The following is a 22,651-nucleotide window of genomic DNA, read 5'->3' as shown; positions in this document are numbered from 1 at the left end:
AGCCCGAACACGCCGGGCCCGACCGTGCAGGCCCGCCCTAGACGTCCAGGAAGCGGACGTCCTTCGCGTTGCGGGTGATGAAGGAACGACGCGACGCGACATCATCGCCCATGAGAATGGTGAACAGCTCATCGGCCTTCTGCGCATCCTCCAACGCGACCTGACGCAGGACACGACGCTCCGGATCCATCGTGGTCTCCCACAGCTCCGAGGCGTTCATCTCACCCAGACCCTTGTAGCGCTGGATGCCGTCGTCCTTGTTGATCTTGCGGCCGGCGGCCAGACCCTCCGCGACCAACTGATCGCGCTCCGCATCCGAGTACGCGTACCCGGGCTCGCCCTTCGCCCACTTCAGCTTGTACAGCGGCGGCTGCGCCAAGTACACGTGCCCCTCGTCGATGAGCGGACGCATCAGACGGAACAGCAGCGTCAGCAGCAGCGTCGCGATGTGCTGGCCGTCGACGTCGGCGTCGGCCATGAGCACGATCTTGTGATAGCGCAGCTTGGAAATGTCGAACTCGTCGTGGATGCCCGTGCCCAGCGCCGTGATGATCGCCTGCACCTCGGCGTTCTTCAGCGTCTTGTCCAGGCGCGCCTTCTCCACGTTGAGGATCTTGCCTCGCAACGGCAGGATCGCCTGGAACATCGAGTTGCGGCCCGACTTCGCCGAACCACCGGCGGAGTCGCCCTCCACCACGAACAGCTCGGACTGCAGCGGATCCTTCGAACGGCAATCCGCGAGCTTGCCCGGCAGACCGCCCAGATCCGTCGCCGACTTGCGACGCACCAGGTCACGGGCCTTTCGGGCCGCCACACGGGCATGCGCCGAGGCGATGGCCTTGTTGACGATCGCCTTCGCCTCCGCCGGATTGGCCTCCAGCCAGTGCGAGATGTGCTCGTTGGTCATGCGCTGCACGAAGGAGCGGATCTCGGTGTTGCCCAGCTTCGTCTTCGTCTGGCCCTCGAACTGCGGATCGGCGACGCGCACCGAAATCACCGCGGCCAGGCCCTCGCGGGCGTCTTCGCCGGTGAGATTGGCTTCCTTCTCCTTGAGCAGCTTGTGCTCGCGGGCGTAGCGGTTCATCAACGACGTCAGCGCGGAGCGGAAACCCTCCTCGTGGGTGCCGCCCTCGATCGTGTTGATCGTGTTGGCGAAGGTGTGCACCGACTCCGAGTAGCCGCTGTTCCACTGCATGGCGATCTCGACCTCATGGCCCTCGCCGCCGGCATCGAAGCTGATGATCGAGGGGTGGATACTGGTCTTCGACTTGTTCAGGGCCTCGACGTAATCCTGCAGGCCGTTCGGGAAGTGGTAGACCTTCTTCTTCTCCCGACGCTTCTTGGCCTTGGTCACCTGGTCCTCGGCGCCCTCGGCGGCGTCGCCGTTGTCGCCGTCCTCGGCGTCGGCCTCGACCAGCGCGGCCGATTCCTTCTCGGCCTGCTCCGCCAGCGCCTCGGCCTCCAGCTCCTCCTCCGACACGCGCTTGTCGGTCAGCGTGATGGTCAGGCCCTTGTTCAGGAAGGCCATCTCGCGCAGGCGACGTGCGATGGTGTCGAAGTTGAACTCGGTGGTCTCGAAGATCTCCGGATCCGGCCAAAAGCGGATGGTGGTCCCCGAGCCGCGGGCCTTCTTGCCCTTGACCAAATCCTCCGGCACCGCGTTGGTGAAGTTCTGCAACCACACGTGGCCGTCGCGGACGATCTCGGCCTCGACGCGGGTGGACAGGGCGTTGACCACGGAGATGCCGACGCCGTGGAGGCCGCCGGACACGGCGTAGGACTCCGAGTCGAACTTGCCGCCCGCGTGCAGCTGGGTCATGACGACCTGCACCGTCGGGGCACCGGTCGGGTGCATCTCCACCGGAATGCCTCGGCCGTCGTCGACGACCTCGACGCCGCCGTCCTCCAGCAGAGTCACCTTGACCTCGGAGGCGTATCCGGCCATCGCCTCGTCGACGGAGTTGTCGACGACCTCCCACACCAGGTGGTGCAGGCCTCGCTCGCCGGTGGAGCCGATGTACATGCCGGGCCGCTTGCGAACGGCCTCGAGCCCCTCGAGGATGGTGATCGATGAGGCATCGTACTGGTTTTCGGTGGCAGCCACTGTGGACCCGGTCTCCCTTTGCTTGTGCGCTTGGTATGCCCGTCCATCTTACCCCGTAGTCCCCCACCGGACACGCATCAGGCCGCGCCAAAAGGGCGTTCAGCGCCGATTTTCGCAAAATCGGGTCGTCGTGATCCCCGATTTCGCCTCCGCATTCGCGTCGGACGTCGACGTCACCCGTACGTGTCGCGCGGACCGCGGCCCTTTACCCGCAGCCGACCCTTCGTCCAACTCGGCCCCGTCGGCCCCTTGATCTGCAGCTTTTCGACGACTCCGTCCCCGACTTCATCGGCGATCGTCGCCAGAATCTGCGATTGCGCCAACCGCAGCTGCGTCGCCCACGTACTCGAAGCGCACTGGACGACCAACGTGCCGTCCTTGAACTCCACGACCTCGGTGTGGTCGGCGATGACCTCGCCGACAAGTTCGGGCCACTTGGACATGATGATGCCGTTGGCGATGTTGCGCCGCCAGCCGCGTTCGGTCGCCTGACGGGCGAGGACGGACCCGAAGGACAGCGGACTTCGATCGCGGCGACGGCGAATCCGAATGTCGTCGCGGTACAGGAACCGCTCGGGAATGCGCGTCCCCGCCAGGTCGCGGGCGACGGTGTGGTCGCCGCCGTTGCCGGCGGTGTCGGCGGTGCCGCCGTCATCGTCCCGCTTGATCACCCTTGGCCCCGCTTCCAGCGTGAATCCCGAGTTCTTCCGGGCCGGCCGCTGCAACGACGGCGGGTGCTTGCCGCCCATCTTCGCCGTGGCGCGCATCCGCCCGAAAACCTCCCCGACCAGATCCGGGGCGTCGCCCTCGCTCATCGATCGGCGTCCCCGTCGGCGTCGAGAAGCGAAATGCGTCCGTCATCGGTGTCCCGCACCGTCACGACGTGCGTGCTCACCGCCGGGACGTCGGCAAGCCCCTCCGGCAGCTCCTCGCCGACCGCCGACGTGATGAGCACCTGCTCGGCCTGCTTCGCGATGTCCACCAACGCCTCGCGACGATGACGGTCGAGCTCGGCGAAAACGTCGTCGAGGACGAGGATCGGATCCGGGCCCTCCTCGCGGAGCATGAGATACGACGCCAACCTCAGCGACAACGCGAACGACCACGTCTCGCCGTGACTGGCGAACCCCTTCGCCGCATCATTGCCGAGATTCAACTGCAGATCATCCCGATGCGGCCCGACGAGGCTGATGCCCCGGTCGATCTCCCGGTTGCGGCGCGCGCCGAGCTCCGTGAGCAGCAGCGCCTCGATGATCTCGGGGTCGTCGGGAAGATCGTCGACCGGCAACTTCGTGCGGTACTCGACCGTCGCCGGCCGCGACGACGGCGCGAGCGTCGCATACGCCTCGACCACCCGGGGACCCAGATCGCGGACCAGCCCGATGCGCGCCGCGGTGATGATCGCCCCGACGTGGGCCAGCTGCGAATCCCACGTGTCCAGCGTCGCCAACGCCGCCTGCCCCTCCGACGACGAATACCCGCGGCGCAACGATCCTCCGGCCGACTTGAGCAGGGCGTTTCGCTGCCGAAGAATCCGCTCGTACTCCAGACGCGCGCCGGCCATCCGCGGACGACGGACGGCGAGAAGATCATCCAGATAGCGGCGCCGCTGGGCCGGCTCGCCCTTGACCAGCTCCAGATCCTCCGGCGCGAAAAACACCGACCGCACCGTGCCCAACAACTCGCGCGGGCTGCGCAGCCTCGTGCGGTTGAGCTGCGCCAGGTTCGCACGATGCGGGTTGATCAGCAGATGGGCGGTGAGCTCACGGCCGTCGTTGACGGCGGTGGCCGACACGCGCGCAGAATCCGCCCCCGACCGCACCAGCGGGGCATCCGTCGACACGCGATGCGACGACAACGTGGACATGTAGCCCACGGCCTCGACGATGTTCGTCTTGCCGTAGCCGTTGCGCCCGGTGAACACCGTGATGCCCGGCTCCAGCTCAAGGCTCAGCTCCGGCCACGACCGAAAGTCGCGCAGGCTCAACGAACGCAAATACATGTCGGCACCGCGGAGACGTCGCCCCGCTTCCCTTCCGCCCCGGAAAAGCCGGTCAGCCCGGAAGGCGGACGGGCATGAGCAGGTACGTGAATTCCGTCTCCGGAGTCGGGAACATGCCGTCTTCGTCGGCGCCCGGCAGCTCGTCCGGCTCCGGGATGAGCACCGCGGGACGCGACGGCTGCGTGAAGCCCATGACCACGCGGTCGGTGTGAATCGCCGACAGGCCGTCGGACAGGTACCCCGGGTTGAAGGCGATGAGCAGCGGCTCACCGACGAACGCGCACTCGAGGACTTCCTCGGCGCGACCGGCCTCGTCGCCGTGGGCGGAAAGCACGACCTGGCCCTCGGAGAAATCCATGCGGATCTGGGCACCGCGATCGGCGACCAGCGACACGCGGCGGATCGCCTCGCGCAACGGATCGATGCGCACCGACGCCAAAGACGAATGCTGCTTCGGCAGCAACGGGCGGAACTTCGGGAACTCCACGTCGAGCAGACGCGTGGTGGTGCGACGCGGGTCGGCCAGGATGCCCAGCAGACCATCGGCGCCGACGGCCCGGCCATCCGAGCCGTCGCCGAACGCCAGGGTCACCGGTTCGCTCGAACCGGAGTCCAGGGAACGCGCCGTGTCTGCCAGCGTCTTGGCGGGGATGAGCAGCTCCGCGTTGCCCTCCGGGATCTGATTCCACTGGAAGGTGCGCACCGCCAGGCGGAAACGGTCCGTGGCGGCCAGGGTGACCGTGTCGCCCTCGGTCTCCATGCGGATGCCCGTGAGCATCGGCAGGGTTTCGTCCTTGCCGGCGGCCACGGCGACCTGGCCGATGGCCTCGGTGAACAGCTGCGGGTCGATGGTGCCGGTGGCGGCGGGAACCGACGGCAGGGCCGGGTAGTCCTCCAGTGTCATAGCCGGCAGCTCGAAACGAGACTTACCGCAGGTGACCAGCACCCTCGTGCCGTCGTAATGCATGTCGATCGGCTTGTTCGGCAGCTTGGAGACGATGTCCGAGACGAGCTTGCCGTTGACAGCGAAACGACCCGTGTCGGAGATCTCCGCGGCGATGCGGATCTGCGTCGACACCTCGTAGTCGTAGCCGGCGATCTCCAGACCATCGTCATCGGCGGTGAAGACCATGCCGCGAAGGATCGGCTGCGTCGGACGCGTCGGCAGATTGCGTGCGACCCACCCCACCGCGTCAGCGAGATCATCCTTGGCTGCGCGGAGACGCACGTCCGTCTGCTCCATCGTCCCTCCATGAGTTTCACGATTTGTGACCCGCCGGCGCAGCCGACGGTCCGGCCGTCGCCGGTGCTTCCTCGAATCACAACCTTAACCCAGTTTGCCGCCGTCGATGTCGGCGGTCCGGAGACTTCCTGTCATTCGCGGCCCGGTCGCGGCGGCGAGCGCGCCGCTTGTCGACAGGCCCCTTTTTCTCGGACGTTGATTGAGATGGATGGTCGGAAGAAGTAGTAGGGGCTGTGGATCCTGTGGGATGACCGGTCCGCCGCTGGTCGGCGCGGAAATCCGAGTGTGGGCAAAAAGTTGATGGATCTGTGGATGAATCGCCCGAACTGTGGATGGATCGACCGCCGGCGGATTCTTCCACAGAAGACTGCGGTTCATCCACACCTCCGTGAACGAAAAACCGCTGGTTACCAACATGATCCGTGTGATCGGGGTCTCTAAATTACACAGCCGTAATTACACGCATTAAGCAAGGAATAGGCGAGCTTCAGTGAGGCGAGCTTCGTCGTAAAGCGATGACGCCCGCCCCATGCCGCGCACCGTCCGCCGACGCCGGCGACGCCGCCGACGCGAATCATCCGATGGTGCGGGAACGCTCCCGGATGCGCGTGGTCAGATCGTTGACCTGGTCCTGGGTGGCCCGCTTTTCGGCGATCTCCTTCTGGATCTTCCGGTGCGCGTACAACACCGTCGAATGATCCCGGTTGCCGAAAACCTTGCCGATGGCCGGCAGCGAAATGTCGATGAGCGACCTGGTCAAGTACATCGCCACCTGCCGCGCATGCGACACCGGGCGGGTCTTCCCCGGGCCCGTGAGATCGGCGACGGTGAGGCCGTAGAACTCCGCCGTCGCCGAAATGATGATGTCCGGCGTGATCTCCACCTCGGCGCTGTCCGAGCCGATGATCTCCTCCGCCAGCGCCAACGTCACCGGCATCTTCAGCAGCGACGCCTGGGCGGTGACCTGCAGCAGCCGGCCCTCGAGCTCGCGGATCGACGACGCCGTGTGTTCCGCGATGAACTGCAGCACGTCATGCGGGACGTTGAGGCGGTCGAGCTGCGCCTTCTTCGACAAAATCGCGATCCGGGTTTCCAGGTCCGGCAGCTGCAGATCCGGGGTCAGGCCCCACTCGAAGCGGGTGCGCAGGCGCTCCTCCAGCGTCTTCAGCTCGCGCGGAGGACGGTCCGACGACAGCACGATCTGGCGATCGGCCTGGTGGAGGGCGTTGAACGTGTGGAAGAACTCCTCCTGCGTGCCTTCCTTGCCCTCCAGGAACTGGATGTCGTCGACGATGAGAATGTCCAGGTCGCGGTAGCGGCGCTTGAAACTCTCCTGGGCGTCGTCGCGCACCGAGTTGATGAAGTCGTTGGTGAACTCCTCCGACGACACGTAGCGCACCCGCAGCTTCGGGTCGAGCGCCGTGGCGTAGTGGCCGATGGCATGGAGCAGGTGCGTCTTGCCCAAGCCGGAACCGCCGGAGATGAACAGCGGATTGTAGGCGCGGGCCGGCTGCTCGGCGACGGCGGCGGCCGCGGCGGCGGCGAACCGGTTCTGCGGGCCGATGACGAACGTCTCGAAGGTGTACTTCGGATTCAGCGTCGGCTCCTCCACCGGCTGGGACATGGGGTTTTTCATCCCGTGGAGGTGGTACTTGCTCTGGCCGAAAAGGTCCGCGGCCGTGCCCTGCGTCTGGGCGCCGCCACCGTGCGGCATCTGGGGGGCCTGGCCCGGGTGGGGGGTTTGCGGGGGGTGGGGCGCGCCCGGGGTGCCCGGCATCTGCCCGCCCTGGTCCTGCTGGGGCATCAGGGGCGACCGCGGGTCATGGGCAGCCTGGCCGGTGAATCCACGGGGATCGCCTAACTGTGCGGTGTCGCGGGCGTCGCGTTCGAACTCGATGGTGCGCCAGGCCCCGGAATCATGGCCGGCGGCCTGGTCGACGCCGCGGGAGCGGTTGGCATCCGGGTATGGGGGGTTCGGGGCGTCTCCATCGGTCGCGGCCGGTGCCGGGCGACCGGCCGGCATCTGTCCCGCCTGCCCGGGATGCGGGGCATCGGCGTGCGAGGTATCCGCGTGCGATTTGTCCGCGTGCGACGAGTCCTCCGAGATCGTCACAACGACTTGCTGGGGACGCCCGGTGATCACATCCAACGCGCGTTCGATGCGCTCGGACAATTCCTCCTTGACCAGCGTTTGGACCATCTCGGAGCCGGTCGCCAGCAGCACGAACCCGTTGAGCTGGCCGACGGGCTGGACGGACCGGAGCAAAGCCTTGTGCTGGGTGGTCAGCGGCTGCGGCTCTCCGTCGCGCACGTCGGTGCCGCGAATGAGCATGTCGACGACCTGGGTCCAGGTGTCGTTGAAGTCTCGGCTGGGCGTGGTCAACTCGGTGGTCCTTCTGGGTTGGTTCGGACGGTCAGCGTAACCCGCCGGGTCGGTCGGCGGGCCGTTCCCGATTCAGCGCCGACGCCACAGGGGTGCGCGAGCGTCGTCGTCGATGGTGCGCCGATTGGCGGGGGTGGAGGTCGGGTGCTCCGGTCGGGCTGTTCGGTTGTGGGATTTCGTTCCACACCGTCGTGGCCCGATGGCCAGGACTTCCACACGTCGATGCACAGGTGTGGAGCGTTTCTCGGCGTTGGTTTCTCAACAGTCTATCCACACCCTTGGGCCGCAAGAACTCGGGGGTTTTGCAACCGCCTGACCTGCGAAGTTACATCGAACGCGCAGGTCGTATGTTACTCGAGTGACGATAGTTATCCACAGTTGTATGCTTCCGCGGCCATGTGAATTCATGTGGATCGTTCGACAACGACACAGGTCGCGTCGCGTGTCGGGTCCGCTCGAGGCGACGCGCGGGGCGACGCAGGATTTGTATTGGCGGCCCCGCTCCACGTACCCTGATCGGGTCTGTCATATCCGCGACCCCGGGTGCGCCCAGGGTCGCCGGTGTGTTCACCGCATCTGCGCGGGACTCGGTCGTTTCCGGGTGCTGCGCCTAGCGGGCCCGTCGCAGGGAACGTCCGGTCACGTCGGCCGGTTCCGGCGGAGGGTGTGAAATCAATCGTTTGGCCAGGTCGCCGGCTGTCCGGCCCGGGCCCTGAATCCCTAGGAGTGTCACCCGTGTCGAAGCGGACGTTCCAGCCGAATAACCGTCGTCGTGCCCGCGTGCACGGCTTCCGTACCCGCATGCGCACCCGTTCGGGCCGCGCCGTGGTCGCCGCCCGCCGCAACAAGGGCCGCGCCCGCCTGTCCGCCTGATCGCGGACTCGAATCGTGCTCCCCGCGCAGCACAAGCTGCACCGTTCCGGAGATTTTTCCGTCACGGTCCGTCGGGGTCGCAGGTTCGGTCGCAGGACGATCGTCCTGCATTATCTTGATGCCGCCGGCGACGGTGGCGATGATGCCGACGCGCAGATTTCCCGTTTCGGGGGTCCGCGCGTCGGTTTCGTCGTATCGAAGGCGGTGGGCAATTCGGTGGTCCGGCATGCCGTGACCCGCAAGCTTCGGCACGTGGTCATGGATGTGCTTGACGACGTCCCGTCCACCGTGGACATGGTCATTCGGGCGCTGCCCGCTTCGGCCACGGCGACCAGCGAGGAGTTGGCGACCGATGTGCGCAAGGCACTCGCACGAGCTACCCGACGCTGAAGACCGGGGCCCCGCCACCCGGCTCGTCGAACGCGCCATCCTCTTCTATCGCCGGCGCATCTCCCCCGCCAAGGCAACCGGTTCCTGCCGCTTTGAACCGACTTGCTCGGCCTACGGGCTCGAAGCCGTCCGACGATACGGCGCGATCGGCGGCCTGTGGCTGACCTTTTTGAGGATCGTGCGGTGCGCTCCCTGGCATCCCGGCGGTTGGGATCCCGTGCCCCGCACCTATCCCGGCCTGGGTACCTGGTGGCGAAAGATGCACGGGTAACCTGGCTGCCGAGGCTGACGCGTAGACGGCCGCAATCCCCCACGACAGGAGAAACACCAGACCGTGCTTAACTTCGTCTATTGGCCGATTTCGGTCGTACTCTGGTTCTGGCATCAGGCCTTCGGCCTGTTCCTGGACCCGGCTTCGGGAATTTCCTGGGTGCTCGCCATCATGCTGCTGGTGGCGACCATCCGAATCCTGCTCATCAAGCCGATGCTCAAGCAGCAGCGATCCGCCATCAAGATGCAGAAGATGCAGCCGAAGATGGCCGAGATCAAGAAGAAATACAAGAACGACCAGCAGGCCCAGGCCCTGGAGATGCGCAAGCTCCAGAAGGAGATGGGCGTCAACCCGCTGGCCGGCTGTCTGCCGCTGCTCGTGCAGATGCCGGTGTTCCTCGGCCTGTTCCACGTGTTGCGTTCGTTCAACCGCACCGGCACGGGCGCCGGCTCGGTGGGACAGTCCTCCATGAGCGTCGACGACAACTGGAATACCCCGAACTACTTCTTCGGCGTCGAGGATGTTCAGTCGTTCCTGCTCGCCCGCGTGTTCAACGCTCCGTTGTCGGCGTCGGTCGGCATGGACGAATCGCAGTACGCGGCCTTCACCGCTCCGGGTGACCCCGCGGACTTCACCCGCACCGACATCATGATCGTCGCGATTCCGTTGATGATCATTTCCGCGGCGATGATTCACTTCAACGCCCGGATGTCCATCGCCCGCACCAAGCGCCGTCAGGCCGCCGGTCTCCAGCAGCAGCAGGAGGGCATGATGGGCCAGCAGATGGACATGATGAACAAGATGATGCTCTGGTTCATGCCCATCATGATTCTGGCCACCGGCTTCCTGTGGCACATCGGTCTGCTCGTCTACATGGTCACCAACAACGTGTGGACCTACTTCCAGCAGAAGTACATCTTCGCCAAGATCGACCGCGAGGAAGCGGCCGAGATCGAGGCCGAGAAGGAAGCCAAGCGTCTGTCGCAGGCTCAGCTGGCCCCCAAGGTCGGCGTCAAGCCGGTGAACCCGAAGAAGGGCGGCAAGAAGGCCGCGAAGAAGGGCCACCTCCCCGACTCCCCCGCCACCAAGGCGACCCAGACTTCCGAGGCCGCCGTGGACAAGTCCGGCGCCCCCTCGGATGCCAAGACGTCCGGGGCCGGAGCCAACTCCGGTTCCGAGTCCAATGTTCAGCCGTCGAAGCCGGCCCCGGGACAGAAGCCCGCAACGGGTAAGCGGAAACAGAGCAGGAAGAACCGCAAAGGAAAAAAGTAGCCGCTGACGGCAACTGTCTACGCCAAGAAAGAAGAGCGCCCCACCACCACGGTGGGGCGCTTTCTAGTGTTCATGGCTCCGACCCATCACTCCCTCCCTCTCTGTCCGCCCGTAGACTGGGGAACGTCATATTCGAGATGAGACGGTCGCTTCGCGACGTCGGGTCGTGAGTTCGCGACTCGAGTCGGCGGTTGGGCGGCTCGCGTCGACGACCAAGCGCGTTGCGGCGGCCGCAACGCTCGCGGGCCCAAGTTAAATGACACCGATGTGATTTGGAATTTCGGCACAAGGTTGGGGTTTCACGTGAAACATCGACGCGTGGTCCGGCGGGGCGGCCGATGATCGAGCACGGACACCGTGAAAAAGGTCGGCACTTCACCGAGCTGCAACGCAACCGGAGTCGGGATGGAAGTGGGACGAAATAAGATTGGTGGAGAACACATGACGGAGAACAACGACAACGCTGCTTCGGCGAAAGCTGCCGGAGCAGAAGAGGCCAACTCTGCCGGTGATGTCGCCACGCGTACAGATGCGGCGATTCAGACGGCGTTCGGCGACCGGAGTGATCTCGCCGACCGGTACCACTCGTGGCTTGCCGAACATGCGACCGTTCGCGGTTTGATCGGCCCGCGCGAGGTGCCGCGGTTGTGGGATCGGCACATCCTCAACTGCGCTGCTTTGGCGGATGTGATTCCGAAGGGGGCGACGGTCGCCGACATTGGATCCGGCGCGGGTCTCCCCGGGATCCCGTTGGCCATCGCTCGTCCGGATGTTTCCGTCATCTTGATCGAGCCTCTGCTGCGCCGTACGACGTTCCTCAACGAAGTCGTCGAGGATCTCGGTTTGGAGAATGTCACCGTCATTCGCGGTCGGGCCGAAGAGAAGGTCGTGCGCAAGGAAGCGGGCCTCGTTGATGTCGTCACTTCTCGGGCGGTCGCACCTCTCGGGAAGCTTGCCGGGTGGTCGCTCCCCCTCGTTCGGCCGGGCGGACAGATGATCGCCATGAAGGGCTCCTCCGCGGCTGAAGAAATCGAAAGGGACGCGAACCTCATTCACAAGGCGAAGGGGAAGAACCCTGTCATCGTCGAGATCGGTGCAGAAGTGCTCGACACCCCGACGTACGTAGTGAAGATCCAAAAAGTCTGACTGGGTAGCGGCGGCCTTAGTTTCACGTGAAACATCGATGGCGTCGAGACCGTCAGGACGAGTCGTCTGAAAGCTCATCGCCGGCTTGGTTTCACGTGAAACCATGGCGTGCGTTCCTTCCCGTCGTCTGTCCGTTGAGGGCGATCCGGCAGAAGGACTAGAGTAAGTCCCGTACGTTGGGCCCGCCGGGGGTATCGCCTCGTCGAGGCCCTGCCCGCATGTGGACCTGGATGAAAGTGGTCGATTACCCGGACTCGTTCCGGACGCGAAGGGATGTTTGATGGCCCGCAAATCGTGGGAAGATTCGCCGATTGCAGCTGCTGCGCGGCGCGCCGCTCAGGTGAAGGGGCCCAACCGGCCGACTTTGCCCAAGCCGGAGAAGACCCGCCGAATTGCCTTCGCGAATCAGAAGGGTGGCGTCGGCAAGACCACGTCGGCGGTGAACTTCGCCTCTGCGCTGGCTCATCACGGGCTCAAGGTGCTCGTGATCGACAACGATCCGCAGGGAAACGCTTCGACGGCTCTCGACGTGGACCATCGAAGTGGCACCGTGTCCACGTACGAGGTGCTGATCGGCGAGGTCGAACCGGCGGAGGCGATGCAGCAGTCGCCGGAGAACGAGAACCTTTACTGCATTCCGGCGACGCTGGATCTCGCCGGCTCGGAAATCGAATTGGTCAACCTCTTCAATCGTGAACGTCGACTGCGGCAGGCGATCACGGATGAGTTTCTTGAAGAGCACGGCTTCGACTACTTGATCATTGACTGCCCTCCGTCGCTGGGTCTGCTGACTCTGAATTCGATGACCGCGGCATCCGAGGTGATCATTCCGATCCAGTGCGAGTTCTATGCGCTCGAAGGCGTCACGCAGCTGCTCAACAACGTGCAGATGATCCGCCAGCACCTCAACCCGGATCTCCACATTTCCGCAGTGCTGCTCACCATGTACGACGGTCGGACGAAGCTCGCCGACGAGGTCGCCAACGAGGTGCGGCGTCACTTCGGCGATGCGGTGTTGCGCAACGTCATCCCCCGCTCGGTGAAGGTCTCGGAGGCTCCGGGCTACGGCAAGACGATCATCAGCTACGACCCGGGTTCCAGGGGCGCGCTGGCGTACATGGACGCGGCGAAGGAACTCGCCGGCCGCGGCGATTACCTGCCCTCCCCCACCAGCGGTGCCATCGGCGTCGCTCCCGAGAACCACTAGTTGAAGGACGAACCATGGCGCAGGACAAGAAGGACTCCCGTCGCGGCGGTCTCGGTCGCGGCTTGGCCGCTCTCATCCCGACTGCCCCGGAGCAGAATCCGGCCGTCGGCGATAATGCCGCGGACATCATCTTCGGCCCGAAGTCACGGCGACCGGATTCGTCCGGCCTCGCTCAGGCCGATCGCATCGCCGGCCGCAATACGATGAGACGCGATTCGAGCCAGAAGCGTCACAGTGACGAATATGGCTCGACTGGCGGGTCACCTATGAAACGTCACAGTGACGAAACGGCAAATCGTCGTCAAGCAAGTGCTGATGTTTCACGTGAAACACAGGGATCCGTCCGCGGCGAAACCAGTGGCACTGCGGGAGGGAGCGGACCGGAGGGCTCGGAGCAAGCCGTCGAAGCCGGCGTCGGATACCGGTCCTCGGACATTGGCGCGTCGTACCGTGAGATCCCCATCCCGCTCATCGTTCCGAACCCGCGGCAGCCGCGCGAGGTCTTCGACGAAGAGCCGTTGCGGGAACTCGCTCATTCGATCGGCGAGTTCGGGCTCATGCAGCCGATCGTCGTCCGCCCCATCGGAGATGATGTACGGGCGAAGACGCTCGAGGAAGCGCGGGCCAAGGATCCGAAGGCCGAGCAGCCCGAGTTCGAGATCATCATGGGCGAGCGTCGCTGGCGGGCCAGTCAGCTTGCCGGACTCGACGCCATTCCCGCGATCGTCCGCGAGACCTCCGACTCGTCCATGCTTCGCGATGCCCTCCTGGAGAACATCCACCGGGTGCAACTCAATCCGCTCGAAGAGGCCGCGGCGTACCAGCAGCTCCTCGAGGAGTTCGACGTGACGCAGGCGGAACTCGCCGACCGCATCGGGCGGTCCCGCCCGGCGATCACGAACATGATCCGGCTCCTCCAGCTTCCCGTAGACGTCCAGCGACGCGTCGCCGCCGGCGTGCTGACCGCCGGTCATGCGCGTGCCCTGCTCGGAATCAAGACGGGCACCGCCGACCAGTCGATGCTCGCCGACCGCATCATCGCCGAGGGCCTGTCGGTGCGCGCGACGGAAGAGGCGGTCACGCTCATCAACCGGGGCGAGGACGCGGGCACCCGCCGCAAGCGCGAACCGCTCCCCCAGCCCGAAAAGCTGACGACGTGGGCTGATCGGCTGTCCGACACCTTCGATACGAAGGTGTCGGCGACGATGGGCAAGCGGAAGGGGCGCATCGTCATCGAGTTCGGGGATCTCGCCGACTTCGACCGCATCATGTCGCTCATCGGCGCCCCGGGCGAGGATCAGTAGGTCCCCGCCATGTCCCCCGGATTCATCGGCCCGATCGACCTGGCGAACCGCCGTTCGATTCATCCCGACACCATGCGCAGCCTGTTCTGGGAAATCGCGCCCGAACAGACGCCTTCGTCGTCGGACGACGGGCCGGTCGCGGATCCGAACCGCGTCGTCGGCAACCCCTGGCGCAAAATGGGCCTCCAGCATGGCCCACAGCGCCCTGGAGGGCGCGATGCACACCAGAACCCGGAGGCGCCACGCGGACGCTCCACGGGGCGTCTGAATCCGCGGGACCCTCTGAGCCCGCCGGGTCCGCCGGGTCCGTCGGGTCCGCTGGGGCCGATTGGTCCGGTTGGTCCGGATGGGGGCGGGAACCGCACGCGTGAGGCCATGGACGCCGAGCTCGAAAAGGAACTGTGGCTCAACCGCGTCCTCGTTGACTGGGGGCTGTGCGGATTCAGCATCGCCGAGGCGTACGGCCAGCCGGTCACGGCGACCCTGCTGTTCGGTCCCCCGCGCTACGCCCCGACGTCGCGGTCCATGCCCACCGGCCCGATATCCCCGGACGCCGTAATGCTCACGAGCCTGCACATCGACCCCGTCATGGCCGACCGCGGCGCCGAAGAGGCTCTGATCGACGCCGCCGTCACCCATCTCGCCGGCCGCGGCATCCGCGCGGTCGAGGCGTTCGGCTGCTCCGGCGGCGGCGACGACGGCGAGGACGCCGTCCCGCGCGAGGAGATGTCGCTCACGGAGTCGATCCTCCAGTCGGTCGACGCGCCCCGCACGCCGCACCGCTGCGAGTCAACGGCCCTCGGCGCGATCAATCATGCGGCGGGCGACGTCATCCCGACGCGGGTGCTCATCAATTCGGGATTTACCGTCGTCGCGCCCCACCCGACGCACCCGCGTCTGCGCCGCGACATCGACCCCGATCTGGACTGGGCCGCCGCCGTCACGGATGCCCTCGACCAGCTGGTGGCCGCGCAGTTCTACGCGTCCTTCTCGGCTTCCAGGAGCTCGACGAAGCTGTAGGTGCCGGTCAGCGGCTGATCGTCCTCTTCGGTGAGGTACAGGCGCTTCACGCCCACGACGATGGCCTCGGCGATCTGGTCGCGCTGGTCGGGCGACGTCAACACCGCGACATCCTGCGGGTTGGTCAGGTAACCGACGACGACCTCGACGGTGGGCATGCGCGTCAGGCGCATCAGATCCCACGTCCGGGCGTGCGTGCGGCAGTCGATCAGCGGCGTGCGGGCGACGATTTCGCGCTGGATCAGGCCGGACAATTGCTCGCCCAGAATCGAGCTGTTTCCGACGATCGACCCGAAGTAGAAGGTCGCCAACCCGGAGGCGCGCTCGTTGGGGTACCGGTCGGCGCGCAGGGAAATCATGACGTCGGCGCCGAAGGCGTTGGCCATCTCGGCCCGCTCCTCGATCGACGGGTCGGCGGTGCGCGGACGCGACAGAATCGTCTCCGCACCGGCGGCGACCAGACGTCCCTCCACGCGGGAGGCGAGGTCCCAGAGGATCTCCTCCTCCGTGATCGGGCCGTAGGGCCCTTCGACGGTCATGCCGGGGTCGGCGTTGCTGCAGCCCGGGTCGATGACGACGCGCTTGCCGGACAGTTTCGGGCCGGCGGCGCGCACCTGTTCGCGTTCGTGCATGGCGACGTGCGATCCGCCGGTCACCCGGCGGCCGAGGTAGCTCAGGGCGCGGAAGGTGACCGGCCCGCAAATGCCGTCGGGCTCGAGGCCGTAGTTGAGCTGGTACTCGCGCACCGCGGCGTCGGTGAGCGGACCGAAGTGGCCGTCTACGCGAGTGTCGAAGAAACCGAGCTCCTGGAGGATGCCCTGCAGCTTGCCGATGTCGTCGCCCGTCATCGGCGCAAGGGGGTCGTGAGACAGCACACGGGCGCCGAGAACGTACGACGCCTCGCGCAGGGTCTTCAGGGTCGAGTCGCGGATGACGCCGTCGGCGTAGATGCCGCGGGACTGCTGGAAGGCCAGCAGGGCGGCCCGCAGCTCTTCGTCGAACAGGTCGTCGTCACCGCTCCACTGCGGCGAGTCCTGCTGGACGGCGTCCCCGGCGTAGCCCGGCATGAGGCCAAGTCTGGCCAGCGCGGTGCGCACCTCCGCTACACGCGGCGATCGCTCCCCCACCTGCAGATACTCCCGCACCGGGCGTCCCCTTCCTTCACGTGCTCGAATCGGTGCGACGTGTCGGTCGCACACGTTCACACGCTACCAGTTAGAGCTGAGCTTCAAGCTTCTGCCGGATCTCGGCCTTCGGCTTGACGCCGACGATCTCGTCGACCTTCTGGCCGCCCTTGAAGATGAGCAGCGCGGGGATCGACATGATCTGGAACATGGCGGCCAGGGTGCGCTCGGCCTCGATGTCGCACTTGGCGATGACGGCCTGGTCGCCCATCTCCGCGGCGAGCTCCTCGATGACGGGGCTCAGCTTGCGGCAGGGGCCGCACCAGTCGGCCCAGAAGTCGACGAGCACGGGCTTGTCGGACTCGATGACGGTGGCCTTGAAGTTCTCGGAGGTGACGTGGACGACGGACATGATTCTCCTAAAAGTATGCGTCGATTATTTGGCTAATTGTATCAGGCCTGGTCCAGCGAGGCCAGGTAGTGCTCGGCGTCGATGGCGGCGGTGCAGCCGGTGCCGGCGGCGGTGATCGCCTGCTGGTAGTGGGAATCGACGAGGTCGCCGGCGGCGAAGACGCCCGGCAGGGAGGTGCGGGTCGACGGGGACGCCACCTTGACGTAGCCGGACTCGTCGACGTCGACCTGGTCGGCGACCATCTGCGAGCGGGGGTCGTGGCCGATGGCGACGAACATGGCGGTGACGGGCAGCTCGGAAATCTCGCCGGTCACGGTGTCCTTGAGCTTCAGGCCGCTGACGGAGCCGTCGCCGACGACCTCGTCGACGACCTTGTTGGTGGCGAAGCGGATCTTCTCGTTGGCGCGGGCGCGCTCCAGCATGATCGCGGAGGCGCGGAACTCCTCGCGGCGGTGGACGATGGTGACGGACTTGGCGAACTTGGTCAGGAACGTCGCCTCCTCCATCGCCGAGTCGCCGCCGCCGATGACGGCGATGTCGTGGTCGCGGAAGAAGAAGCCGTCGCAGGTGGCGCAGGAGCTGACGCCGTGGCCGAGCAGCTCCTTCTCGCCGGGGACGCCCAGGTATCGCGGGGCGGCGCCCGTCGCGAGGATGACGGCGCGGGCCTTGTGCTCCTCGTCGCCGACCCACACGGACTTCACGTCGCCGGTCAGATCCATGCGGTCGACGTCGTCCATGCGCAGGTCGGCGCCGAAACGCTCGGCCTGGGAACGCATCTGGTCCATGAGGTCGGGGCCCTGGATGCCCTCGGCGAAGCCGGGGAAGTTCTCCACCTCCGTGGTCGTCATCAGGGAGCCGCCGAACTCGACGCCCTCGAACACGACGGGCGCGAGCTCGGCGCGGGCGGCGTAGATGGCGGCGGTGTATCCGGCGGGACCGGACCCGACGATGATGACGTCGTGGATGGTGTCGGACATTCTTCGTTCCTCCTGGTGGGTGCCATCTGACGTGGCTTTTCGCGTGTTCGGCGCGGTCGTGGCCGGCCGGTCGCCCGGCGGTGTCCGCGTCGTCGTCTCGAGCGGCAGCCTACCCGGGCCGCCCGATCGTCTCGTGCACGACGGGTGCCTCGGGTTCGCTTCCGCAGGTGTTCACGGTCAACAACACCGTCACCTGCCCGTGCATTCCCGTCGACAGGACGAAAAGCTGCCCGACCCGGTCGCCGTGGGCCATGGGAGCGGCACCGAGCAGGGCGTCGGCGCGTTCGCCGTGTTCGGCCAGGCAGGCTTCGGCCAGGGCGGGGTCGACCAGTCCGCCGAGGTCGACGGCCCCCATGGCGTCGGCGACGGCGGGGCCGAGGGCGGCCAGGTCGATCTCGGGTTGGGCGGACTCGCTTCCGCCGGCTGCGGGCCGCGTTTCCTCCGGCTGCGCGATCCTGCTTGACGACGGCCCGTCCCCCGCTTCCCCGCCCGGGGAGCGGTCGGCGCCGGGTGCCGTGACCCAGATGCCTCCGGCAAGGAGCACGATCGCGGCCGCGGCGGCAGCGGCAAACCCACCGAACGAAGACCCGAACGGTGGGCGCGCCACCGTCGCCGAATCGGCGTCGCCGCCGTCCGCATGGTCCCGTCGCCATGCCGAGTGAACGCTCGGCGGCGGCGCCTCGTCGCCAAGCAACGACGCGGCGAGGCACTCGAGCGAATCGTCGTCGAGGGATGCGTCGGAACGCATGTCGTGGAGTGGGCGGTTCATCGGGCGACCTCCGCTTCCAGGCGGCGCAGCTGGCGGCGCAGGGTGGCGCGGGCGCGGGAGCGGCGGGATTTCACCGTGCCCTCCGGGATGCCGAGCCGACGGGCGACGTCGGCGAGCGGCCAGCCCATGACGTCGACCTCGAGGATGACGAGCCGCTGCTCCTCGGGCAGGCGCGCCATCGCCTGGCGCATCACCACGGCCAGCGCGGGATCCCCGGCACACGCCTCGACCGGCGCGGGCGCGACGCGATCGTCCACCACCCCGTCGGGAGGGCCGTGACGCCCCCGCATCCGGTCATGGCAGCAGTTGACCACGATGCGGTGCAGCCACGTGGCCACCGACGAGTCGCGGCGGAACGACGCTGCGCTGCGCAGGGCCTTGACCAGGGCCTCCTGCATCGCGTCGGCCGCGTCGGAATCGGTGCGCGAGTGCCGCTTCGCCGTCCACCACAACTGCCGTTCGTGCCTGTCGACGAGCGCCGGGAACGCCCGCGCATCACCGGCCAGGTGCGCGGTGAGCAGCTCGAGATCCCCGCGATCATCCGGTGGCGCGCCATCCCCCGGCGCAGCCCCGGCTCCATCCGTGTTTCCCCGGTCGACCAACGCCGTCGGCGCGGTGACCCTCCCCCCGAAGTTCACGCGCCCATCCCACCACGGCCGGAGCGGGCGCGCCATTCGGGGACGGACGGGGCACCCGGCTCCGGGCGGCCGCGGTCACCGCTCGACGGTGACCTCCGCGATGGAGGCGGCCTGCGGCATGGGCAGCTTCGTGACCCAGATCAGCAGGTGGCGGCCCTTCGGGGCGTCGGTCAGCTCGATGGTGGTCTCGTCGTCGCCGAGTCGACCCCGCCCGAGCACTTCCGTCTCCTCGAGATCACCGGTGCCGGCTTCGGCGAGATCGGCCGGGATGGACCGGATTTCGACCATCGCGCCGGGCGAGCCGAGGATCTCCGCGAACCGCGGCGTCGCGTCCTGCTCGAAGGTGAGCACCAGGCCGATGCCCTCCTTGAACGCGGTGGGCCCGGTGCCCAGTTGCGCGTTGTACACCGACGTCGTCCAGGCGGTGTCCTCGTCGCCGTCGATGGCCAGCTCCGCGCCGTAGGGGTCGTCGGGGCCCGCGAGGGGGTTGGGGTTGGTCGCCTGCCATTCGGCGACGTCGTCGATGGTGATCGGTCCGCGCGGCAGGGCCCGTTCGGCGGCTTCGGATCCGCGGCGCACCGAGTCCGGCGTCAGCGGGGAGTCCTCGGAGCGGTTGAGCCACGCGAACACGGCGGCGAGGATCAGCGCGACCACCAGCACCATGCCGACGACGATGGCGCCGGAGCCCCACAGCCGCCCGCGCGTGGTCGAGGTGACCTGCTTCAGCCGCGCCGGGGTATCCGGCACGTCGGCGTCTTCGGCGATCACCCGCAGCTGGCCCGAGTCGGGGCCGAGGGCGGCTTCCCGCAGGCGGTTGGCCATCACCAAGCCGCGGTTGCGGTCGCCGGCGGGATCGGCGGCGTCGGCGGAGTCGTTGTCGTCCCGTTCGTCCGTGCTTGACGACGACTCGCCCCACGCGCGATCGGCCGACGCGCTTCGGGAAGCGTCGTCGAGAATCACCCGGACGTCGGCGGGCACGTGCCGGCAGCCGTCGAGAAGCGAGGACAGGGCGCGGCAGGTGACCTCGATGTCTTCGTCCTGAGTGGCCTCCGGCAGCGGCGCCGGGAACGCCAGCACCACCCGGCCATCGACGCTGACGCGAAGACGGTCGAGATCATCGGCGCCGAGGACGATGCCCTCGCCATGGGCGCGGCCCGCCGCTTCCGCGAGATCGGCCACGGCGAAGGCCGCCGCGTCGGCGTTGGTGCCTTCGCCCACCGCCGACAGCGCAATGCCCGGCACCCAATCGGCCGCCACGATGACGTCCGTGCGACCCAGGTGCACCGCACGGATGCGCGCCAGACCGACGCCCTCCACGCGGCGCAGCGCCTTGGTGGCCTCCGCGATCTTCACTGCGGCGCCCGGCGCCGTGTAACCGACGTGCGGTGCCGTGAGCGTGTCGATGAACGTCAGGGCGACCTCGTCGTGAAGCTTCTTTCCGTCCGCATCCGTGCGCACCGGACCCGACCGATCCACCGCGCGCCAGAACCGCACGCCGGGGCGGGACCCCTCCTCCGACAGCAACCGGTACCGGCCGCCGAAGACCATCTCGCCGGGGACGAAACGCGTCGGACGGGACGCCTCCGACGGCATCGGCGGCAGCATCGGCGAGGCGGTGAAGCCCTCCGACGCCATCGCCGCGTTCTCGCCGGCCGCCGCCACGGGACCACCAACGGCCGCGCCGACGATCGCGGCGTCGGCGTCGTCGGACTCGAGGGCCGCGTCCGCGTCGGCCGGCGCGGGGGCGAAGCGGCGCAGACCCGGGATGCGACCCAGGAAACCGCCGAGGGTGCGCACCTCCGGCAGCGGCGAACGCGACAGGACCACGCCGGCGACGACGAGGAACAGCACGCCCGACACCGCCACGCGCAGCAGCGCGCCGATCGACCCGAGGGTGTCCAGCGGATCGCCGATGACGAACGAATCCAACGCCATCGCCACCGCAATGCCGACGAGCGCCGAGCCCAGCGCCCACGCGCACGTCTTCAGCACTTCACGGCTGCGCAGATCGCCCAGCGTCCTGCGCAGCAGCCATCCGCCGATGATCGCGCCGGCGACGAAACCGAAACCGTTGGCCGCGCCCAGCAGGACCACGACGAGCTCCGTGCGCGACGCCATCAGCGGCGCCAGCATCGACAGCGTCACCTTCACCAGGGTGATGCCGAAGATGATGAACGTCGGCGTCCACGCCTCCTCGCGGGCGTAGAACACGCGCAGATGCAGCAGCACCAACGCGTACGGGATGAGCGTGAACGCAGAGAAGGACAGCGTCCAGCCGAGGATGTCCGCCGTCTCCTTCGGGAAGAACCCGTAGGCGAACAGAGCGTTGGCGATGGGCACGCCGAAGGCCGTGAAGAACACCACGATGGGGATCAGCGCGATCATGGTCAGGCGCGTGCCCACCGACAGGTCGCGGACGACGGCCTTGTCGTCGCCGTCGGCGGCGTTGCGCGACAGGCGCGGCATGATCGCCGTCAGCAGCGTCACGCCCACGATGCCGTAGGGCACCTGCAACAGCAGCCACGACTGCTGGTACACCGTCGGCGCCGCGGCATCCGCCGTCGACGCGATGCGCGTGGTGACGATGTAGCCCGCCTGCGAAATGGCCACGTACGTGACGATGGCGATGCCCATCCCGCCGAACTGCTTGATGCGGTCGTCGATGCCCCACAGCGGGCGCAGATCGATGCCCAGGCGCCGCAGCGGCGGGATCATGATCAGCGCCTGGATAACCACGCCCAACGTCGTGCCCAGGCCCAGCAGCAGAATGTGCGGGTCCGTGATCGTGCCCGGGTGGTCCTCCGGGAGGGAACCGGGCAGCAGCCAGTAGAGCAGGAGCGTCGCGATGGCCACCACGTTGTTGGCCACCGGCGCCCACGCCCCCGGTCTGAACACCCCCTTGGTGTTCAGCACCGCCATGAGCAGCGAGAATATGCCGTAGAAGACGATCTGCGGCAATAACAGGAACGCGAACGACGTCGATAGCGGGACGTTGACCTTGCCGTCGGCGTTGAGGCTGATCCTGGTCAATATCGGTGCCGCGATGACCGCCAGGACGGTGACGGTGCCCAGCAGGGTCAGCGACAGCGTCAGCAGCCGGCGCACGAAGGCGGCGCCGCCGTCGGCGTCCTCCTTCTGGGCGCGCACCAGCACCGGCACCACCAGCGAGGTGAGGACCGCGCCCAGGACGATCTCGGTGATGAGGTTCGGCAGGGTGTTGGCGACGTTGAACGCCGACGCCACCGCCGGGCCGAGCGTGATGCCGATCAGCGCGTTGCGCAGGAACCCGGTGATGCGGGAAAACAGCGTCGCGATGGCCATGGAGCCCGTCGACCGGACGACGTCGGCGTCGCTGGTCTTGCCGGAGTCCTTCGACGCACCGGCCGCGTTCGCCGAGCCCGAACTCGCGGAGCCGCCGGGCGAGGTGTCGGCGGCGCGGGTCATGGTGCCCGCCGCCGTGCCGGAGGCGGTCGTCCCCGCCCCGGAACCGGCGGTGCCCGCCGCGGTGGACGGCCC

At 67.3% G+C, this 22,651-nt stretch carries 19 protein-coding genes and 1 pseudogene; 8 read left to right on the top strand and 12 right to left on the bottom strand.

Annotated features, from left to right (window positions below; genetic code table 11):
• Positions 1-37: 37 nt before the first annotated feature.
• The 6 genes from gyrB to dnaA form a co-directional block, all read right to left on the bottom strand.
• Positions 38-2,104 carry a DNA topoisomerase (ATP-hydrolyzing) subunit B gene (gyrB, locus tag HMPREF3121_RS02635; protein WP_070519626.1) on the bottom strand — a complete coding sequence of 689 codons (2,067 nt, stop codon included), beginning with the start codon at positions 2,102-2,104 and terminating at the stop codon, positions 38-40.
• A 173-nt stretch (positions 2,105-2,277) separates the two neighbouring features.
• Positions 2,278-2,919: a DciA family protein gene (locus HMPREF3121_RS02630; protein WP_070519624.1), complete on the bottom strand. Its 642-nt coding sequence runs from the start codon at positions 2,917-2,919 to the stop codon at positions 2,278-2,280.
• A complete protein-coding gene (recF, locus tag HMPREF3121_RS02625; protein ID WP_070519622.1) occupies positions 2,916-4,106 on the bottom strand; it encodes a DNA replication/repair protein RecF in 1,191 nt (396 codons plus the stop codon). Before recF ends, HMPREF3121_RS02630 begins: the two co-directional genes overlap by 4 nt.
• Before the next feature lie 52 nt (positions 4,107-4,158).
• Positions 4,159-5,349: a DNA polymerase III subunit beta gene (gene dnaN, locus HMPREF3121_RS02620; protein WP_070519620.1), complete on the bottom strand. Its 1,191-nt coding sequence runs from the start codon at positions 5,347-5,349 to the stop codon at positions 4,159-4,161.
• An 84-nt stretch (positions 5,350-5,433) separates the two neighbouring features.
• Positions 5,434-5,766, bottom strand: a complete 333-nt coding sequence (locus tag HMPREF3121_RS12310; protein ID WP_141742938.1) for a hypothetical protein — start codon at positions 5,764-5,766, stop codon at positions 5,434-5,436.
• 157 nt (positions 5,767-5,923) lie between these two features.
• Positions 5,924-7,732, bottom strand: a complete 1,809-nt coding sequence (dnaA, locus tag HMPREF3121_RS02615) for a chromosomal replication initiator protein DnaA (RefSeq protein ID WP_246816047.1) — start codon at positions 7,730-7,732, stop codon at positions 5,924-5,926.
• Between the two features lie 735 nt (positions 7,733-8,467).
• Between dnaA and rpmH the strand changes: the two genes are divergently transcribed.
• The 8 genes from rpmH (at position 8,468) to HMPREF3121_RS12070 (ending at position 15,215) form a co-directional block, all read left to right on the top strand.
• Positions 8,468-8,605: a 50S ribosomal protein L34 gene (gene rpmH / locus HMPREF3121_RS02610; RefSeq protein ID WP_035121629.1), complete on the top strand. Its 138-nt coding sequence runs from the start codon at positions 8,468-8,470 to the stop codon at positions 8,603-8,605.
• 15 nt (positions 8,606-8,620) lie between these two features.
• Positions 8,621-8,995, top strand: coding sequence for a ribonuclease P protein component (rnpA, locus tag HMPREF3121_RS02605; RefSeq protein ID WP_070519619.1), 375 nt, complete (start codon positions 8,621-8,623; stop codon positions 8,993-8,995).
• Complete coding sequence (yidD, locus tag HMPREF3121_RS12080) at positions 8,958-9,266, top strand: membrane protein insertion efficiency factor YidD (protein WP_083291200.1); 309 nt, start codon at positions 8,958-8,960, stop codon at positions 9,264-9,266. The genes rnpA and yidD overlap by 38 nt, the downstream gene beginning before the upstream one ends.
• Before the next feature lie 63 nt (positions 9,267-9,329).
• Positions 9,330-10,538 (top strand): membrane protein insertase YidC, encoded by a 1,209-nt coding sequence (gene yidC / locus HMPREF3121_RS02600; protein WP_070519617.1) that lies wholly within the window; start codon positions 9,330-9,332, stop codon positions 10,536-10,538.
• 441 nt (positions 10,539-10,979) lie between these two features.
• Positions 10,980-11,684: a 16S rRNA (guanine(527)-N(7))-methyltransferase RsmG gene (gene rsmG / locus HMPREF3121_RS02595; RefSeq protein ID WP_083291199.1), complete on the top strand. Its 705-nt coding sequence runs from the start codon at positions 10,980-10,982 to the stop codon at positions 11,682-11,684.
• A gap of 280 nt (positions 11,685-11,964) precedes the next feature.
• Positions 11,965-12,891 (top strand): ParA family protein, encoded by a 927-nt coding sequence (locus HMPREF3121_RS02590; RefSeq protein WP_070519615.1) that lies wholly within the window; start codon positions 11,965-11,967, stop codon positions 12,889-12,891.
• Between the two features lie 14 nt (positions 12,892-12,905).
• Complete coding sequence (locus tag HMPREF3121_RS02585) at positions 12,906-14,195, top strand: ParB/RepB/Spo0J family partition protein (protein WP_070519613.1); 1,290 nt, start codon at positions 12,906-12,908, stop codon at positions 14,193-14,195.
• 375 nt (positions 14,196-14,570) lie between these two features.
• The gene (locus HMPREF3121_RS12070; protein ID WP_083291197.1) at positions 14,571-15,215 is read left to right on the top strand and encodes a hypothetical protein; all 645 of its coding nucleotides are present in this window, start codon (positions 14,571-14,573) and stop codon (positions 15,213-15,215) included.
• On the opposite strand, the gene HMPREF3121_RS02575 is transcribed toward HMPREF3121_RS12070, so the two are convergent.
• From HMPREF3121_RS02575 to murJ, 6 genes and pseudogenes are all read right to left on the bottom strand, one after another.
• Entirely contained in the window at positions 15,173-16,360 is a 1,188-nt protein-coding gene (locus HMPREF3121_RS02575; protein WP_070519609.1) for an N-acetylmuramoyl-L-alanine amidase, read from the bottom strand. The two genes, HMPREF3121_RS12070 and HMPREF3121_RS02575, sit on opposite strands and share 43 nt — an antisense overlap.
• Positions 16,361-16,430: 70 nt before the next feature.
• A complete protein-coding gene (gene trxA, locus HMPREF3121_RS02570; protein ID WP_035121641.1) occupies positions 16,431-16,754 on the bottom strand; it encodes a thioredoxin in 324 nt (107 codons plus the stop codon).
• A gap of 38 nt (positions 16,755-16,792) precedes the next feature.
• A complete protein-coding gene (gene trxB / locus HMPREF3121_RS02565; RefSeq protein ID WP_035121643.1) occupies positions 16,793-17,728 on the bottom strand; it encodes a thioredoxin-disulfide reductase in 936 nt (311 codons plus the stop codon).
• A 109-nt stretch (positions 17,729-17,837) separates the two neighbouring features.
• A complete protein-coding gene (locus tag HMPREF3121_RS02560) occupies positions 17,838-18,476 on the bottom strand; it encodes a hypothetical protein (RefSeq protein ID WP_070519607.1) in 639 nt (212 codons plus the stop codon).
• A gap of 17 nt (positions 18,477-18,493) precedes the next feature.
• The gene (gene sigM, locus HMPREF3121_RS02555; protein WP_239252743.1) at positions 18,494-19,135 is read right to left on the bottom strand and encodes an RNA polymerase sigma factor SigM; all 642 of its coding nucleotides are present in this window, start codon (positions 19,133-19,135) and stop codon (positions 18,494-18,496) included.
• A gap of 1,296 nt (positions 19,136-20,431) precedes the next feature.
• Positions 20,432-22,651: pseudogene (gene murJ, locus HMPREF3121_RS13030) on the bottom strand (murein biosynthesis integral membrane protein MurJ); the annotation flags it as partial.

The sequence above is a fragment of the Corynebacterium sp. HMSC11E11 genome, assembly GCF_001807025.1.
In the GTDB taxonomy this organism is placed as follows: Bacteria; Actinomycetota; Actinomycetes; order Mycobacteriales; family Mycobacteriaceae; genus Corynebacterium; species Corynebacterium freneyi.
This window is presented reverse-complemented; position numbering and strand designations above follow the sequence as displayed.

What these genes read in the sequence shown, in the direction of transcription:
- HMPREF3121_RS02585 (WP_070519613.1), top strand. Translation starts at nt 12,906, where the DNA reads ATGGCGCAGGACAAGAAGGACTCCCGTCGCGGCGGTCTCGGTCGCGGC.
- dnaN (WP_070519620.1), bottom strand. Translation starts at nt 5,349, where the DNA reads ATGGAGCAGACGGACGTGCGTCTCCGCGCAGCCAAGGATGATCTCGCT.
- HMPREF3121_RS02560 (WP_070519607.1), bottom strand. Translation starts at nt 18,476, where the DNA reads ATGCGTTCCGACGCATCCCTCGACGACGATTCGCTCGAGTGCCTCGCC.
- yidD (WP_083291200.1), top strand. Translation starts at nt 8,958, where the DNA reads ATGTGCGCAAGGCACTCGCACGAGCTACCCGACGCTGAAGACCGGGGC.
- trxB (WP_035121643.1), bottom strand. Translation starts at nt 17,728, where the DNA reads ATGTCCGACACCATCCACGACGTCATCATCGTCGGGTCCGGTCCCGCC.
- recF (WP_070519622.1), bottom strand. Translation starts at nt 4,106, where the DNA reads ATGTATTTGCGTTCGTTGAGCCTGCGCGACTTTCGGTCGTGGCCGGAG.
- HMPREF3121_RS12070 (WP_083291197.1), top strand. Translation starts at nt 14,571, where the DNA reads ATGGACGCCGAGCTCGAAAAGGAACTGTGGCTCAACCGCGTCCTCGTT.
- rsmG (WP_083291199.1), top strand. Translation starts at nt 10,980, where the DNA reads ATGACGGAGAACAACGACAACGCTGCTTCGGCGAAAGCTGCCGGAGCA.
- HMPREF3121_RS12310 (WP_141742938.1), bottom strand. Translation starts at nt 5,766, where the DNA reads ATGTTGGTAACCAGCGGTTTTTCGTTCACGGAGGTGTGGATGAACCGC.
- HMPREF3121_RS02590 (WP_070519615.1), top strand. Translation starts at nt 11,965, where the DNA reads ATGGCCCGCAAATCGTGGGAAGATTCGCCGATTGCAGCTGCTGCGCGG.
- HMPREF3121_RS02630 (WP_070519624.1), bottom strand. Translation starts at nt 2,919, where the DNA reads ATGAGCGAGGGCGACGCCCCGGATCTGGTCGGGGAGGTTTTCGGGCGG.